16 protein-coding genes and 1 pseudogene are annotated in these 16,839 nt (G+C 44.0%); 7 read left to right on the top strand and 10 right to left on the bottom strand.

Annotated features, from left to right (window positions below):
• Positions 1-252 precede the first annotated feature (252 nt).
• A complete protein-coding gene (locus ACE1AQ_RS03775) occupies positions 253-1,749 on the top strand; it encodes a DUF3376 domain-containing protein (RefSeq protein WP_216362937.1) in 1,497 nt (498 codons plus the stop codon).
• A gap of 304 nt (positions 1,750-2,053) precedes the next feature.
• Positions 2,054-2,332 (top strand): UPF0175 family protein, encoded by a 279-nt coding sequence (locus ACE1AQ_RS03770; RefSeq protein WP_002797556.1) that lies wholly within the window; start codon positions 2,054-2,056, stop codon positions 2,330-2,332.
• Between the two features lie 148 nt (positions 2,333-2,480).
• On the opposite strand, the gene fabI is transcribed toward ACE1AQ_RS03770, so the two are convergent.
• Positions 2,481-3,257, bottom strand: a complete 777-nt coding sequence (gene fabI / locus ACE1AQ_RS03765) for an enoyl-ACP reductase FabI (RefSeq protein WP_002740281.1) — start codon at positions 3,255-3,257, stop codon at positions 2,481-2,483.
• A 214-nt stretch (positions 3,258-3,471) separates the two neighbouring features.
• On the opposite strand from fabI, the gene ntcA reads away from it, so the two are divergent.
• The 4 genes and pseudogenes from ntcA (at position 3,472) to ACE1AQ_RS03745 (ending at position 6,775) form a co-directional block, all read left to right on the top strand.
• Positions 3,472-4,149 (top strand): global nitrogen regulator NtcA, encoded by a 678-nt coding sequence (gene ntcA, locus ACE1AQ_RS03760; protein WP_002793163.1) that lies wholly within the window; start codon positions 3,472-3,474, stop codon positions 4,147-4,149.
• A 7-nt stretch (positions 4,150-4,156) separates the two neighbouring features.
• The gene (locus ACE1AQ_RS03755) at positions 4,157-5,644 is read left to right on the top strand and encodes a DUF3084 domain-containing protein (RefSeq protein WP_110545370.1); all 1,488 of its coding nucleotides are present in this window, start codon (positions 4,157-4,159) and stop codon (positions 5,642-5,644) included.
• Positions 5,645-5,817: 173 nt separating this feature from the next.
• Positions 5,818-6,322 (top strand): annotated as a pseudogene (locus tag ACE1AQ_RS03750) (DUF4277 domain-containing protein); the annotation flags it as partial.
• Between the two features lie 291 nt (positions 6,323-6,613).
• Positions 6,614-6,775: a hypothetical protein gene (locus tag ACE1AQ_RS03745; RefSeq protein WP_008202489.1), complete on the top strand. Its 162-nt coding sequence runs from the start codon at positions 6,614-6,616 to the stop codon at positions 6,773-6,775.
• A 254-nt stretch (positions 6,776-7,029) separates the two neighbouring features.
• Here the strand turns inward: ACE1AQ_RS03745 and ACE1AQ_RS03740 are convergent, their stop codons facing one another.
• The 9 genes from ACE1AQ_RS03740 to ACE1AQ_RS03700 all read right to left on the bottom strand — a co-directional run bounded on the left by ACE1AQ_RS03740 (position 7,030) and on the right by ACE1AQ_RS03700 (position 14,899).
• Positions 7,030-7,365 (bottom strand): ribulose bisphosphate carboxylase small subunit, encoded by a 336-nt coding sequence (locus ACE1AQ_RS03740; protein WP_002741682.1) that lies wholly within the window; start codon positions 7,363-7,365, stop codon positions 7,030-7,032.
• A 15-nt stretch (positions 7,366-7,380) separates the two neighbouring features.
• Positions 7,381-7,779, bottom strand: coding sequence for a chaperonin family protein RbcX (locus tag ACE1AQ_RS03735; RefSeq protein ID WP_002732424.1), 399 nt, complete (start codon positions 7,777-7,779; stop codon positions 7,381-7,383).
• Between the two features lie 130 nt (positions 7,780-7,909).
• The gene (locus ACE1AQ_RS03730) at positions 7,910-9,325 is read right to left on the bottom strand and encodes a form I ribulose bisphosphate carboxylase large subunit (RefSeq protein WP_002753365.1); all 1,416 of its coding nucleotides are present in this window, start codon (positions 9,323-9,325) and stop codon (positions 7,910-7,912) included.
• 550 nt (positions 9,326-9,875) lie between these two features.
• Positions 9,876-10,538: a carbon dioxide concentrating mechanism protein gene (locus ACE1AQ_RS03725; protein WP_110545372.1), complete on the bottom strand. Its 663-nt coding sequence runs from the start codon at positions 10,536-10,538 to the stop codon at positions 9,876-9,878.
• Between the two features lie 129 nt (positions 10,539-10,667).
• Complete coding sequence (locus ACE1AQ_RS03720) at positions 10,668-12,626, bottom strand: ribulose bisphosphate carboxylase small subunit (RefSeq protein ID WP_110545375.1); 1,959 nt, start codon at positions 12,624-12,626, stop codon at positions 10,668-10,670.
• A gap of 70 nt (positions 12,627-12,696) precedes the next feature.
• Positions 12,697-13,008: a EutN/CcmL family microcompartment protein gene (locus ACE1AQ_RS03715; protein WP_002734360.1), complete on the bottom strand. Its 312-nt coding sequence runs from the start codon at positions 13,006-13,008 to the stop codon at positions 12,697-12,699.
• A gap of 32 nt (positions 13,009-13,040) precedes the next feature.
• Positions 13,041-13,382, bottom strand: a complete 342-nt coding sequence (locus ACE1AQ_RS03710) for a carbon dioxide-concentrating mechanism protein CcmK (RefSeq protein ID WP_002733426.1) — start codon at positions 13,380-13,382, stop codon at positions 13,041-13,043.
• A gap of 66 nt (positions 13,383-13,448) precedes the next feature.
• Positions 13,449-13,760 carry a carbon dioxide-concentrating mechanism protein CcmK gene (locus ACE1AQ_RS03705; protein ID WP_002734613.1) on the bottom strand — a complete coding sequence of 104 codons (312 nt, stop codon included), beginning with the start codon at positions 13,758-13,760 and terminating at the stop codon, positions 13,449-13,451.
• 854 nt (positions 13,761-14,614) lie between these two features.
• Positions 14,615-14,899, bottom strand: a complete 285-nt coding sequence (locus ACE1AQ_RS03700; protein WP_002741693.1) for a Nif11-like leader peptide family natural product precursor — start codon at positions 14,897-14,899, stop codon at positions 14,615-14,617.
• Positions 14,900-15,279: 380 nt separating this feature from the next.
• Between ACE1AQ_RS03700 and miaB the strand changes: the two genes are divergently transcribed.
• The gene (gene miaB / locus ACE1AQ_RS03695; protein ID WP_008202465.1) at positions 15,280-16,620 is read left to right on the top strand and encodes a tRNA (N6-isopentenyl adenosine(37)-C2)-methylthiotransferase MiaB; all 1,341 of its coding nucleotides are present in this window, start codon (positions 15,280-15,282) and stop codon (positions 16,618-16,620) included.
• The last annotated feature ends 219 nt before the right edge of the window (positions 16,621-16,839 follow it).

Here is a 16,839-nt window from a genome sequence, read left to right as displayed (position 1 = left end):
TTATTCCTCCCATCGAGAGCTATTCTGAATTGTAAGTTATAACTATTATAATCTCATTTCTCTTTGTGATCAAGTTGAAGATTTTCTAGTTTTTGACTGCTATAAGTATTAATACTCATTGCATAAGTGAGATGCTCCCAATTCGATCTCGAAAAAATTTATCACTTTTTGATCACTTTCCATAAAACCCTATTGGGCGTCAATTTTAAATCAAGCTCTGAATTTAGTGAGGAATTGTCATCGGGGGATTTGTTGCTCGCCTATTACGAATTTTTTAAGAAGATTCATTTTCCTCAAGAAATTAATTTTAAGAGCGAAAATGTCAATTGGTCAAACCTTAAATTATTGTTGCCAGAACAGGAATCTTCTGTCTCAAAAAAAATATTCGATCAGATTTATAAACTTCCTATCTGTAAAGTTTTAACCCTAGATAGCTTTAAAGATAAAAGCGATGAGATCGATCAGATCAAACTCCAAGTTAAACAGCATATCTCAGCTGCTAGACTCCCGAAAAAAAATGATTCTTGTTCGGAGGTAAACCTATGGTTTGTAGAAAATGTAGAGATAATCGAGATTGTTTCATCCAGAGTAGATGAGCGAGATAATTCGGACAATAATTTTACAATTTTACAATTAATTGAAAAAAATTCCCAGAGCTTTATCGAATCGCTAACTCCTTATCTTGATCCCGATTCTAGTCAAAAATTGCATCGATATTTTCAAGATTTTCAATCTATCGATCGAGTCCTCTATTCCTACGAGTATTTAAGCGATATCGCCACAAAAAATACAATTAAACTTGCCCGTATTTCTCCTAAAGATGCGGAAATGGGATACGGAAAATACTGTTATCATATTGATCAACGGGAAGAGAAAAAGACTGAAAAATCTAAAATTTTAGGTCATCAATACCATGCCTTCGGTGGATTCTTTAAAAAATTCTACCGAACGAATGATCTCCTCTGGGGCAGACTAGACGGACTTAACCAATTAGTAGATAGTTTACTGACTCCGCAATCCTTACACAATTTTCTACTTTTCAACACTAGAATTCATCAAGATGGGCAACATCTGGATTATCTAGATAACTTGGTTCGAGAGGCTTTGCCGAAAGCAACGGAAAAAGAGAGAAATGATATTCTCCGCTACCTAAGAAACTTTCTCTGCGCTCCAGATGATTACACACAGAATCATCAAAGAGAGTTTAAACAGTTCGTTGAAAACATCGTGAGAGCGGGACAGCGAGAAATCCTGTGGCATGATTTTCCTGATGTCTTGAAAGATTTAGAACCGGGAGAAATGAAATGTATTGAGAAAAGTCTCAGAACTAGACGAGAACAAGCAGAAACTTTGCTCAAGCAGCTAACCGAACAACAACAAAAATTAATTTTTCAGGAGCGAAATCTTGCGAAAGTTCTTCAGGAAATCGAACAAGATGATATTTCGGGAGAAGCGGCAGAAAAAACGAATCTATTGCTGAATTTATTGTTCCAACAATATGAAGAGAGCAAAAATCAATTTACGATTCAGTCACGTTGGTTTTGGTTGAAAACTATTGTTTCAACCCTAGTAGAAAAGCGTAATGGGTTCGGCGCAGCCGTATTAGCGATTGCTGGTAGCGCTATCCGAGTGATGCAATTACCCCAGCCTATCCAGTGGCTGCTGATCCCTATAATTCTTATGATAATATCGATAGTATTTCCAATTCTATCGCTCGTTCACTCCCTATTAGTCTGGCTCGGATCATAGAATCTTATAGCAAATTTCTAGGCGTTGTCAAATTGAAAGATGATCCGAATCAGTTTGGAACTGAAATTACTTTGATAGCAAGGATTGCATTGCATCTTTCATATTCTGATCTGACAACGCCAATTTCTAAATTACCGACAGACATAGAGATTCTAAAATCGAAGACCAACCCGTTAAATACTCAATCGTGTCAGACGTTTTCGTGGTGGGGAGTCGGTGGTCAATATCAAATTAGGTCATACTTCATCTTGATGAGAAAGACTGTAAAAATTATCGGTAAACCCAAAAAAAAGGAAGCTAAATCATGAAAATTACTATCGATATTCCCGATGAATTGCTTCAACATTACAACTACAATAATCTTACCCGTGAAATTTTAGAGGCTTTGGTGGTGCAGGCCTACCGAGCGGAAAAAATCACCAGTGCCGAGGTCGGAAGTATTTTAGGTCTATCTTCTCGTTGGGTGGTGGATGCTTTTTTGAAAAACCATGATGCCGATTTACATTACAATGAAGTCGATCTAGAGAGCGATCGCAAAACCCTTCAGCAACTTCGCAACAAACACGATCATAGTCTTTTATGATAGTCGTTTCAATTAAATTGAAGATAGATTTCGCCTTTGATACCCCCTTGATCCTAGGGTTGATTCATAGTAGGGTTGATTCATGAATCAACCCTACTACCCTTAATAAGGGGGGCGCTGATGGTTTTTAACACCTACCTACTTAAAACTACATTCCCATAATTTCGTAACCGGAATCTACATAAATAATCTGACCGGTAATACCACTAGAAAGATCACTGGCTAAAAAAGCGGCCGTATTTCCCACTTCAATTTGTGTCACCGTGCGATGTAAAGGAGCGATTTCTTCCACATGATGGATCATATCAAGAATTCCCCCCACGGCCGAAGATGCCAAGGTGCGAATTGGACCGGCGGAAATACCATTAACTCGGATCTTTTGGCCACCTAATTCGGCGGCTAAATAGCGAACACTCATTTCTAAACCAGCTTTTGCCACCCCCATTAAATTATAGTTAGGAATTACCTTGACACCGCCGAGATAGGTAAGAGTGATAATACTTCCCCCTTCCGTCATCAAAGGTTTAGCCGATCGCGCTAGACGGGTTAGGGAAAAAGTGCTAATATCTAGGGATTTAGTGAAAGCTTCCCGAGGGATGGCGGTAAAATCGCCCGTTAAACCCTCTTTATCGGCAAAAGCGAGACAGTGAATCAAAATATCCAGTTTACCCCATTTTTCCGCCACTGTAGCGAAAGTATCTTCTACCTGTTGGTCATTTTGGACATCGCAGGGGACATAAAAAGCGGGATTAAGTTCATCGGCCAATTCTCGCACCTTTTTCTCAAAACGGCCTTTTTCGTCGGGGAGATAGGTGACACCGATATTTGCACCAGCTTGATGGAGTTGTTGGGCAATTCCCCAAGCGATCGAGCGATTATTGGCAATTCCCGTCACTAGGGCGTTTTTTCCCGTTAAATCTAACATAGTTCTCGTTTCTCTTACAAAAATCTCCCCAATAGCCGACCCCAGCGAGATTCGGTATAATAGGGATACAGATAACGGGGCAGCAATGATCACCCCTCCCCCATTGTCTGGCAAAAAGCGCCCAAAACTTTTCCCACTTTAGGCAGCGGTTGTGTTTAATAGAGGTGACACTCGTTGCATAATAAAAACAATTTTCCCCTTTTTTGGATGTGAGATGGACTTATCCCTAATACAAGATAAACCCCTAGCAGATGTGTTCCGTCGAATCGGCAGCGGCAATTTCCCCCCGGTGGTGGAATTGTTCGAGCGTGGCAAAACGATCTTTTTCCCTGGAGATCCCGCCGAAAGAGTCTATTTTTTGCTGAAAGGAGCCGTTAAGTTGTCGCGAGTCTATGAAGCGGGAGAAGAAATTACCGTGGCTCTACTGCGGGAAAATAGCGTCTTTGGTGTGCTATCCTTACTCACCGGCCAGCGATCGGATCGTTTTTATCATGCCGTGGCTTTTACTCCGGTAGAATTACTCTCGGCCCCGATCGATCAGGTAGAAAGATCCCTCCGCAATAATCCCGATTTATCAATGTTGATGCTGCAGGGGTTGTCCTCGCGGATTCTGCAAACGGAAATGATGATCGAAACCTTGGCTCACCGGGATATGGGTTCCCGTTTGGTCAGTTTTTTATTGATTCTCTGTCGTGATTTTGGGGTTCCCACCACCGATGGTATCCGGGTTGATCTAAAATTGTCTCACCAAGCGATCGCAGAGGCGATCGGTTCTACCCGCGTAACTGTCACCCGTTTATTGGGAGAGCTGCGGGATCAAGAAATGGTCTCAATTTACAAGAAGAAAATTACCGTCCATAATCCCGTCGCTCTCAGTCAACAATTTACTTAAATTCTGGATGACTAGCGCTTATATTTTGGTTTTGGCCATCGTGGTTTTAGGTGGTCTGATAGCGGCGGTTGGCGATCGCATAGGGAGCCGTATCGGTAAGAAAAGGATGCGTTTATTTAATCTGCGTCCGAAACAAACCGCAACTTTAATGACGATTGTAACGGGAATTTTTATCGCCGGTTCCACTTTAATTGTCTTGTTTGCTTCTAGTAAATCCCTGCGTCAAGGAGTTTTTGAACTGGATCGTCTTTTAAATGAACGTCGTGCCGCTATTAAGGATTTGGAAAGTCAGGTCAGAGAAACCACCGAACAAAAAAATCAGGTGGAAAAGGCGTTAAAAACGGCTAAAAGTGAACAGATAGCCGTGCAGAAACGTCTGGAGGTTCTTAATAAAAATTATCAAGCTTCTCGTCAACGTTTGCGATTAGTTTCTGGACAGTTGGAAAAGTTTCGTAAGGAAGTGGCTAATTTAAATAATGAACGAGTCATTTTAACTAATCAAAAGGCACAGTTAACCAGTCAAAGGGATCAATTGTCCCAACAAAAATCAATTCTTTCTAGTCAGATCAATCAACTACAAACCACCGTTCAAGTTAGAGATAAAGAGTTGGCTAATCAACAAAAGTTATTAACAACCAGACAAGCGCGACTTCAACAGTTGGAAACCCAACAAAAAACCCTACAGCTAGAAATTGATCGTCGGGATCAACGTATTGGAGAACTCGATAGCTCGATCATCGATAAAAATTTAGCTTTGGAACAGCGCGAGGGAAAATTAAAAGATTTAGAAACCCAAATGGCTTTTCTTAAGCGGGAAGTGGAAGTTTTAGAACAATACTATCAAACCTATCAAGAATTGCGGGAAAAACAGATCGCTATTTTCCGGGGACAGGTGTTATCTTTTGGAGCTTTTCGTATTGTTGATCCCCAAGCTATTGTCGCTGTTATCGATAAGTTATTGCGAGAAGCGAATATAAATGCTATCCGCGCCACCCAACCGAATCAGCCTAATTTTGACCAGCGTTTAGTTAAGATCACAAAAGCACAGGTAGAACAGTTAAGTCAACAATTACAGGACGGTAAAGAATATGTGGTGAGAATTCTTTCAGCAGGTAATTATGTACTAGGAGAAACCGAGATTCGTGTCTTTGCTGATGTGGTTCCCAATCAAAGAGTTTTTGAGGAGAAACAGGTAATCGCTGCCGTTTCCATCGATCCCCAAAATATGACAGAAGAAGACCTACAAAAGCGCTTAGATTTACTCTTAGCATCGGCTCAATTCCGCGCTAGAAGTGCGGGAGTTTTAGGGTCAATTCAAGTGGAAGATGGGTTATTAACTACGGTAGTTAACTTTATTGGTCAAGTCAAAAAGTCGGGTAATTCTATCGAGACACTTGAGGCAATTGCCGCTAGTAAAACTAATACTGCTGGTCCCTTAACTTTGCGTTTAGTAGCGGTAAAAAATGGTACAATTGTTTTTAGTACGTCTTCTTAAAACCTAGATTCCGCACTTCAGTTTGTAACAGAAAACGTTACCAACAAGTTGAAAGACTAACTGAATATAAATACTCAGAATTTCCTTGACCAAAACATGAGATAATGGAAAAAGTATTAATGATCGAAAAAACATAAGAAATGTCTCCTTCAGAAGAAATACAAATTTAAAATATCGACCATTTAGGAATATTGGCAGGACTAATTGATGAAATAGGAATAGTCGCAGTAATCAATGGAAAACTAGGTGTTGATAAAAGAGAAAAAATTAGTTCGGAACAAGTCTTAAAAGCCATGATTCTCAATGGCTAGGAATGGTATCACGCCCCTGGTATTTATTTAGTCAATTTTTTGAAGACAAAGCTGCATAAAAATTATTAGGAGATGAGATTAAGATTAAAAGTGAATATTTAAACGATGATAAAATTGGTAGATTCATGGAGGAAATTCATCAAATAGTGGAGATGGAAATGAATCAGATAAAGCCGTATTTGACCAGATATTAGTAGAGTTCAAGAGACAAGCAAATTTAGATATTATAATGGTAGCAGATAGGGCATTATATAGTCAAGAAAACCTGAAAATAATAGAGAATTAGAACTGGATAACCAGAGTACCATTAACTATTAAAAAGACCAAAGAATTAATTCAATCTCTATCAATAGAATCACTAAAAGACCTAGAAAACCTAGAACCGGTCGAAAAATAACTAATAGTAAAGCTACAGGAAAAAGGCTATAAAAAGAAACAATAGTTAATTATGGGGAAGTAATACTAAATCTTGTTATTAAAAACTGATTATTTATTTCCCCTTTTGCCTCTTGCAGTTCGGCTGAGGTCACGGCCGAAGTCTGTTGCCTTTTGCCTCCCCTCTATAAGTAGCCTATACTCAACGGATTTAGTATATAGCGTTTCTGATTCAGAAGAGGTACATTTCCGATCCTGAACAGCTTAATCGGCAAAGGTTTAAGTGTGCCGCACAGATGCGAGAACCGCTATAAAACAAAGATGGTTAATTGTAGAAAGTGAATCAAGAAAGAAAAGTGATTGGAAAAAACTAGAAGAAAAAATTAAAAAAGAAGAAGCAAAAGCTGAAAAGTTACTCAGGAAATTAGAAAAAGAAGAATTGTAAAATCTAGCGGTCGTTCCAGATAAATTAAATCAGATAAATAAGTTGCTTAAATTAGCCTTAATTAAGGAGGTTTAAGTTATTGAAATAGCTTCACAAGCCAACAAAAAAATATAAATTTACGGGAAAAATTGAACTTAAGAATGAAGAAATAGGCAAAAAAAGACAAGAATCAGGAAGATTTATTTTAGCAACAAAACCAAAAAAGGGAGGTTTAAGAACCCCCCTCAACAGTTAATAATTAGATGACAACCAAATTAGTAGCGGCCAGCATTGGGTTTATGAACAATAAAGCTCATGGTTTGACATTGTTTGATGTTGTCAAAAGCGATAACGCGGATGTAGCAATCAGAATACTCGGTGCGGCACTCGCGAACTTCATTAAGAACTTCTTGGGGGCCAGAAACAGAGAATAAAGGCAGTTTCCACATCGTCCAATGATAATCCGCGGGTTTGGGATCTTTTTCAAATTCCACAGCAGGAATATAACCCTGATCGATCATGTATTGAATTTGTTTAGCAATTTGTTGATCGGTGAGGGGGGGCAAGTAGGAAAGAGTTTCGTAACGCTTCTCTTTAGGTAAAGTTTTCATGGGTTTCTTGATTCCTTATGGGTTGGGTAGATCATCAACATCGAGATTTAATTCCGATGTCTCTGGTTGACTTATAGCAGTACGGGTGAGACGTTCCAAAAGTTGCCGACGATGTTCGGTATTGTCATTAATAATTCCCGTTTTTACCATCTCTGGCAAGAACTCTAAAACCTGTTCGGCTAAATGTTCTCTTACCGTCATGATCCGCAAAACTAACTCTTTATTCTCAGTCATTAACCCCGCAATATAGGCCTCGCCATCCTGAATGGAATGGCTAGAAGTATAGTGACTCAGCCAAATAGCCAAAGTCGGATTAGTTTCTGACAATTGATCGATAATCGTGCGAACCGCTTGGTAAGTTAGGTAACTTTGTAAGACTTTCGCGGTATCTTGAACAACTTTTTTCGGATACATTTTATACAGTTTTCAGTTATTGGCTAGACAGTTATCAGTGTTGAAATTCTAGCGACTGCTTGCCGATTTTGGGCAAGTCCCCGGCATTATTTTGCACCGATAACTGCTAACAACCTTCTGAAGGGCTGTATTAGAGGGTATCCATAGCCTCGAACTCGAATTTGATTTCTTTCCAGAGTTCGCAAGCGGCAGCCAGTTCAGGACTCCAACGGCAAGCTTCCCGGATAACGTCGTTACCTTCGCGGGCTAAGGAGCGTCCTTCGTTACGAGCTTGGATACAAGCTTCCAGAGCCACACGGTTAGCGGTGGCACCCGGTGCGTTACCCCAGGGGTGGCCGAGGGTTCCACCACCGAACTGTAAGCAGGAATCGTCACCGAAGATTTCCACCAGCGCCGGCATATGCCAAACGTGGATACCACCGGAAGCAACCGGCATTACCCCGGGTAAGGAGGCATAGTCTTGGGTGAAGAAAATACCACGAGCGCGATCTTCTTCTACATAGTCTTCACGCATCAGGTCAACAAAACCCATCGTGATGCCGCGTTCACCTTCGAGTTTACCGACAACGGTTCCCGAGTGCAGGTGATCACCACCGGACAGACGTAAGCACTTAGCTAAAACGCGGAAGTGGATACCATGATTTTTCTGACGGTCGATAACCGCGTGCATTGCCCGGTGAATGTGGAGCAGTAACCCTTTGTCGCGGCAGAATTTCGCCAGGGTGGTGTTAGCGGTGAAACCACCGGTGAGGTAGTCGTGCATGATGATGGGGGTTTTGATTTCGGCGGCGAATTCAGCCCGTTGCATCATCTGCTCGCAGGTAGGAGCAGTTACGTTGAGGTAATGTCCTTTAACTTCGTTGGTTTCTGCTTGGGATTTAACGATCGCCTCTTGGACGAAAAGGAAACGATCGCGCCAACGCATGAAGGGTTGAGAGTTAATATTTTCGTCGTCTTTGGTGAAGTCTAAACCACCGCGGAGACATTCATAAACGGCACGACCGTAGTTTTTAGCGGAAAGGCCGAGTTTGGGTTTGATGGTGCAACCGAGTAGGGGGCGACCGTATTTGTTTAATTTGTCCCGTTCAACGGTGATACCGTGGGGAGGACCTTGGAAGGTTTTGATTAAAGCGACGGGGAAACGGATATCTTCTAACCGGAGACCGCGTAGAGCTTTGAAACCGAAAACGTTACCAACGATCGAGGTGAGGATGTTGGTGACGGAACCTTCTTCAAATAGATCTAAAGGATAGGCAACGAAACAGAAGAACTGGTTATCTTCGTTGGGTACGGGTTCGATATCATAACAACGGCCTTTATAGCGATCGAGGTCGGTTAAGTTATCGGTCCAAACGGTGGTCCAGGTACCTGTGGAAGATTCCGCCGCTACCGCCGCACCTGCTTCTTCAGGAGGAACTCCTGGTTGGGGTGTTACCCGGAAGCAAGCTAGTAGATCGGTATCTTTGGGGGTGTAGTCGGGGGTGTAGTAGGTCAGGCGGTAGTCTTTTACGCCGGCCTGGAAACCTTTGGATTTGGCTTGCACCATTGGGATTATTCCTCCATAAACTGCATGATTAGTCGCACCTGTAAAATCTCGCCGTCAACCGACATAGATTTTTCTTAAGCTCCTGTCCCCTGCTGCTAGGAGCGAAGTTAGGGAGCAATTTTCACTAATGTTTTTTTCAACTGATCATCTTAACACGAACTTTATCCTATTCTGATCATTTTTTTTCTCTATCCCTAAAATTTTGATTGTTTTTTTTTCTCGGGGGGATTAGTTTCTTTAATCTGTCGTCATCTAACTTTGACAATCTCTACAAAAACACAAAAAAATCAACAAAAATTTACCTGATTGACACACAGAAACTTCTGCTCATCAGGCTTTGAGCGATTAAAACTACTCCTTAATTGAGGAAGATTATCAATAATTACAACCTCAAAAAATGTCGGCAATCGCTAAAGATGAATTAGATTTTTAAGCAATTATACCCAGTACCTAGAGGACAGTTAGACAGCAGTGAACTCTAGATAAATTAGGTCTAATTACTTAGTAATTATTGTTGAGATTTTTGGCTTGTGAACGATTATTTTCCCCTTCAAGAATTAAGGTTATTGTTGCCATTAAAACGATGACGTTCTGGAAATAGCGTGACCAATAACTGATTGATATAGACCTTTCCGACCACCGATGCTTGATTCGGTCGGTTAGTAGTAGATGCTGGTTCTCTGGTTTCCGCAGGACTGGCCTCGGCCACCGTTTCCTCGCCATCCCAAGGACTGGCCACGGTTTCGGCGACCACTTCCTCCATGGACGGGACTGGGGACACTTGACTGACTACGGGTTGCGGTTCCGGTAAAGGGGGTCTTTCCGGTTCCGATGGGGTCGCTGACACCTCGATGGTAATTTGACGGGAAGTATCTCCGATCAGGGAGCCAGACGGTACGAGCGACATCGCAGCCACAGAAGCATTAAAAATCGTTGTGGTTGACCCGATACAGGCATTTTCACCGATTTCACCCCGACCGACCATTAGAACACCTGTACCTAAAATTGCCCCTGCACCGATAGCAATCACACCCTGATAGGCGGTTAAAATTGTTCCCATACCCAGGCAAGCACCCGCACCGATAATTATTTGGCTATTGGGGGCTGCTCGGAGAATCACCCCCGGAGCCACGATCGCACTCTCATGAATGGTGACATCACCATTGACATAGAATTCCGAGCGGCTAATAGGTTGAACGGGGGGTAAGGACATAATTGACAGTTACTCAGTGATCAGTGATCAGTGAGCGGGGGTTAGGGGGTAGGGGTTAGTTTCCGGTATTTTTCCCGGTCTGCCAACACCTAACACCTATCTCCCTTCACCGATCGCCGAGTCCTGAAATTAAGGGCGTTGAATAATCGATTCGAGAACACGGCGTTTCGCTTGGGAGTCAATCCCGATCAGACGAACGTATTCCCCTTGATGGTCGCGCAGACAGGTTTCTAAAGCGGCCACCACATCGGATTCGCGACTGCTATCGATCGGGGTGCAGCTTTGCCAAGAACTGGTTTTAAAACGACGTTTATCCGCGTGTTCGGCCCCGATTTTGTGACCTTGGTTCAATAAAGAACGAATCTGAGCGATCGTTTCCGCCGTTAAGGTACTGGTTAAAGTGGCAGTACCGCCGCCGGAGGAGCCAGAAGCATAGCTTTTGAAACTCGGTTCAGCAACGGTGGCGGTTTTACCGTTGCCATTACTAGCCACCGAACCATCGGGACGCTGGATCACCGTTTCTAAAACCCGTTTTTTGGCTTTAGCATCGATACCGAGTAAGCGGACGTATTCGCCGCTATGCTCGCGTAAACAATCTTCCAAAGCAGTAATTACATCGGATTCGCGATTGCTTTCGATCGGGGCGCAACTCTGCCAAGAACTGGTTTTAAACCGGCGTTTATCCGCGTGTTCGGTGCCGATTTTGTAGCCTTGGGCGAGCAGGGAACGAATTTGAGCGATCGTTTCCCCACTTAAGCTACCACTGCTGCTATAACTGGCTCCGTTACTAGCGGGGGCGCTGTAGCTGCTGGCTTTGCCGCTGCCGTTACTAGCGGGGGTGCCGCCGGGGCGGTGAATAATCATTTCGACGACGCGTTTTTTCGCTTGCGGGTCGATCCCGATCAGGCGAACGTACTCATCGCTATTTTCAGTCACGATCGCTTCGATATCGCGAATGATGCCCGCTTCGCTCTTGGTTTCGATCGCAGGTCCAGTTAACCAAGAACTGGTTTTAAACCGGCGTTTATCCGCGTGTTCGGTGGCGATTTTCAGCCCTTGGGCCAGCAGGGAACGCACTTGTACAGACAGGTCGGAATGGCCGTTACCGTTGCCATGACCGCCGTGGACGGCGGTGGTGGTGCGGGCCGGTTCTCCCGGGGTGTCTTCGGGGCGTTGGATAATCATTTCCAGTATGCGCCGTTTAGCGGCGGGATCGACTCCGATCAGGCGGACGTATTCGCCTTGCAGGTCTCTCAGGGAGGCTTCTAGGGATTGGGATACCTGTTCTTCGCGGCCGCCGTCGATAAAGCCGGCACTTAACCAAGAACTGGTTTTAAAGCGGCGTTTGTCAGCGTATTCGATGCCGATCTTGTAGCCTTGGGAGAGGAGGGAGCGAACCTGCGCTCGAATGTTTGTATTTAAACTCATAGGTGTCACCGAATTTCTATATAGCGTCTCATTAGCGATGTTTATAGCGGCTGCTGGTGCAGGAGTCGCTGGGCTGTGGGCTTTGACCGCGACGCTGGGGGCGAGGTCGATATCGACAATGTGACGAGTGAAGGCTCGATCGATTTCTGTGACATCGGGTAAGCGATCAGCCTGCTGTTGGCTGGTGATCACGGAACCGGATGGCACGAATTTACCGGCGGGGATTTCCACGTCTTGAACGAGGGCGTGCATCATGACGATGCAATCGGCACCGATGCGGGCATTAAAGACGGTGGAGCGAAAACCGATAAAACAGCGATCGCCCACATAGGCTGGCCCGTGAATGAGTGCCATGTGGGTGATGCAGCTGCCCCGGCCGATCCACACCGAATATTCTCGGCCGTCATCTCCCACCACACGGCTTTTTTCTAAACCGTGGATGATTGCTCCGTCCTGAATTTTGCTGTCGTCGCCAATGTGAAATGGGGTTCCTTCATCGGCGCGGATGGAAGTCCCCGGAGCAATCACCACTCGCGCCCCGATCTCGATAGCACCACTGAGGTTAGAGAAGGTGTGGACTTTGGCACTCTCGTCTATGCGCGTTTCCTCTGGGGATTTGGTCCGCTTTTTCGGACTAGCCGCCGTTGTGCGGACGACCATAGTTAGTCTTCCTCCATACTGAATTTGGCTGGCTGGTTGTTAATTAACTGTGTTTGGGTCCTATCGATTTCTAACCGGATTGACGAAATTCGTCTCTCTTGCTGTAGAGGGTGCGATTTTCTACGGTTATAGTGTCAATAATCCCCACCACCATCGCGTCAAGGGGGCGATTGTTCTGTCCGTCTTCGATACGAGCCGCTCCTCCCCGGGACACTAGCACCCATTCATTAAGCCCCGCTCCGACAATATCACCCGCTACTTCGTATTTAGGCAAAAGTTGCCCCTGTGCGTCGATGAATTGCAAAAGCAGAAGTTTCACTCCCGTCATACTGCGCGGTTTCAGGGTGCTAACGACGGTTCCGCAAACTTTGGCAATTTGCATGGAATTTGTTTACACTAAAAGTTAGTTGCGCTCTAGATTCGTCTTAAAGGTTGTGGGTTAACACTTTCACGAAACTGTTCCACGGCTTCTGTATAACGAATGGGAAGAACGTATTCGAGGTTTTCGTGGGGACGGGCGATGATGTGGGTCGAGAGGACTTGACCACCTTTAACACGATTAGATGCCGCTTCTGTCCCCGCCGATACGGAGGCCTGTACCTCCGAAACGTCTCCTCGGACGATGACGGTGACGCGACCACTACCAATTTTTTCGTAACCTACTAGGGTTACGCGGGCGGCTTTTACCATGGCATCAGCCGCCTCGACAACGGCTGGGAAACCCAAGGTTTCCACCATGCCCACTGCAATTGACATAATATTTTTGTCTCCTAATGGTTGGCTTTCTTCGACTCTATAGATGCTGACCCCGATCAACGGTGTTTAATAGCTGCGGAATTGCTCTACTTCTTCGGTGTAGCGAATGGGCAGCACGTATTCGAGGTTTTCGTGGGGACGAGCGATGATATGGGTAGATAGCACTTGTCCTCCGTTAACCCGGTTGGCGTTTTCCACTCCGGCAGCCACAGAAGCTTGCACTTCTGAAACGTCTCCCCGGACGATGACAGTGACGCGACCACTACCGATCTTTTCGTAACCCACTAGAGTCACCCTGGCGGCCTTGACCATGGCATCGGCCGCTTCCACAACGGCGGGAAATCCTAGGGTTTCAATCATTCCTACTGCAATTGGCATTTTTTTGTTCCTCGCTTGTCAAGCCAAACTAAACTATTAATCTCGTTAGCGTTATCAATTTTGTTTCAGTCAAATTCTTTCCTTGTTACTTTTCCTGCTCTAGCTTTGGTGGCAGTCGGGATCGTGGCAAGGTGGGTAAGACCATCCTGAATTTTATCTCGATCGTGACCGTTTTCATCCACTAATTTTATTTTCTAGGGCTGGTTGGTAAAAATTTGACGAGTCAGGCAAAATTATCAACCTAAAAAAAGCATAGGAAACTATGACACCTTTGACAATATAAAACATTATGATTATTTCTCATCTTCACGTTAACGAAAGTTAATCATTCCCTCCCTTCACCCATCAGCCTCAGCAATTATCGGGAGATTTAAAGCGAAAACCCTTGCTAAGAACGGATTTTCGCTTTAACTTCTCTCTTGGCGGCTTGCTTGTCTTTGCCAGATTTATTGGCAGATAAAAGCCTATTTTTCGCTGATTTTGGCTTTTTTATAATTTTTTTATACTATATACGGCTGGGGTGGGGAGTGGGGTGAGGGGAGTGGGAATTATAAATTATGAATTATGAATTATGAATTGGGAGCATTCCACTTTTGCCATAAGCAATTGTACTTAGATGCGAAATGCTTAGATGGCAAGCCTTTTCGGTAGTTCTGGGAATTATAAATTATGAATTATGAATTATGAATTGGGAGCATTCCACTTTTGCCATAAGCAATTGTACTTAGATGCGAAATGCTTAGTGGGATGCTCCCTATGAATTGGGGAGAGAGGGGAGCCTTTTTCAGTGATCAGTAAACAGTGAAATCAAAACTCACCTCTGATCACTGGTAACTGATCACTGATGACTGATTCTAGCGATCGATCTCGCCTTCGTAGGGTTGAACACCGATCGAGGGATAATTATCGTGGTTAGGACTGAAAACTTCTAACACTGCATGGGCCAACTTTTGGAAAAAGTCGGGACTCTCGTGCAAGGATTTAAGTGCCGCTTCTAATTCAGGACGGGAGAAATCGAAGCCTTGGGAGCGAGCTATCTCTAGTAATTGCTGAGGATCTTGGGTTGAGCGCATTTTTTGACCTAATTCTTCGTTTTTGGCGGCTAAGGCGAAGAAATCGAACACTTGATTTTTAGACATATAAATACTTTTCCTTTGATGATTAAAGGTGTGGCCTCGGCGGCGTGGAGGTTAAACTGCCTAGTTATGGTTTATTTTTATCCTACCAGTCAGGAGATATCCTCAAAGCAAAAGTTTCGTTTTTATTTGCTTGTATGGCTGAGTATGCTTTTTCTGGGGAGTGGCAAGTGGGAATTATGAATTATGAATTGAGGAGTGGGGGTGTGGGGAAGTGGGGAAGTGGGGTGTGGAGTGTGGGGACAATAAATAAAAATAATCTCCTGAATCCTGACTCCTGAATCCTGACTCCTGAATCCTGCCGACCGCCGACCGCTTCTTTCAAGTCAGAGAATAAATAGCCTAAAATAGAAACCTGCACTCTTGTTTCTGTAGCCAGCATCATGAATAAATCCCCACGTCGTTACCATATCACCACCTTTGGTTGTCAGATGAATAAAGCTGACTCCGAACGCATGGCGGGTATTTTAGAAGATTTGGGGTTTCAATGGTCCGAGGATGCCAACGAAGCCGATTTAATCCTCTACAATACCTGTACAATTCGCGATAATGCCGAACAGAAAGTATATTCCTATCTCGGCAGACAGGCTAAACGCAAACAAACTCAACCCGACCTTACTCTAGTGGTCGCTGGCTGCGTGGCCCAACAGGAAGGGGAACAATTATTAAGACGAGTTCCCGAAGTGGATTTAATTATCGGTCCCCAACACGCCAACCGTTTGGGAGACTTATTACAACAAGTTTTTGACGGTTCCCAGGTGGTGGCCACCGAACCCATCCACATCATGGAAGATATCACCAAACCGCGCCGGGATAGTAATATTACCGCTTGGGTAAACGTCATCTATGGTTGTAATGAACGCTGTACCTATTGTGTGGTTCCGGGGGTGCGTGGGGTGGAACAATCTCGCACTCCTGCGGCAATTCGAGCAGAAATGGAACAATTAGGACAACAGGGTTATAAAGAAATCACCCTTTTAGGTCAAAATATCGATGCCTACGGACGGGATTTACCCGGAGTGACGGCAAGCGGCCGACATCTGCACAATTTCACCGATTTACTCTACTACATTCACGATGTGGCCGGTATTGAACGTCTCCGTTTTGCCACCAGTCACCCGCGCTATTTTACCGAACGTTTAATTAAAGCTTGTCAGGAATTACCTAAAGTTTGTGAACATTTTCATATCCCTTTTCAATCGGGGGATAATGATGTTCTCAAGGCGATGAAACGGGGCTATACTCAGGAAAAATACCGACAAATTATTGCTAATATTCGCGATTTAATGCCGGATGCTGCCATTAGTGCCGATGCGATTGTCGGATTCCCCGGAGAAACAGAGGCACAGTTCGAGAATACTTTAAAATTAGTCGATGAGATTGGTTTTGATCAATTAAATACGGCGGCCTATTCTCCCCGTCCAGGCACTCCGGCCGCTATTTGGGATGATCAATTAAGTGAGCAGGTAAAAAGCGATCGCCTACAAAGATTAAATCATTTAGTGGCCACCAAAGCCGCCGAACGTTCCCAAAGATATTTAGGCAGAATTGAGGAAATTTTAGTGGAAGACGTTAACCCTAAAGATGCTAGTCAAGTTATGGGAAGAACTGGAGGTAATCGCTTAACTTTCTTTACCGGAAATATTGAGGAATTGCGAGGCAAATTTGTTAAGGTTAAAATTACCGAAGTCCGTCCCTTTAGTTTGACGGGAGTGATCTTTTAAGTAGTGGTGCAAAATAAATTTCTTGGTTAGGAGAGGCAATAGGCAATAGGCAAAAGGTAGTTAAATATGTGTAACTAATTTGGCTCTCCCAGCTTTGGTGGGTAAAATGTATTCTAAGATACATTTCTCAAGAGCGAGGGGGTGGAACGAACCACAAAGACACAAAGGACACAAAGATCGATCGATCCTATGTCAATTAAACTTATCACACAGAACCTA

This window comes from Microcystis sp. BLCC-F209 (genome assembly GCF_041928595.1).
GTDB lineage: Bacteria > Cyanobacteriota > Cyanobacteriia > Cyanobacteriales > Microcystaceae > Microcystis.
This window is presented reverse-complemented; position numbering and strand designations above follow the sequence as displayed.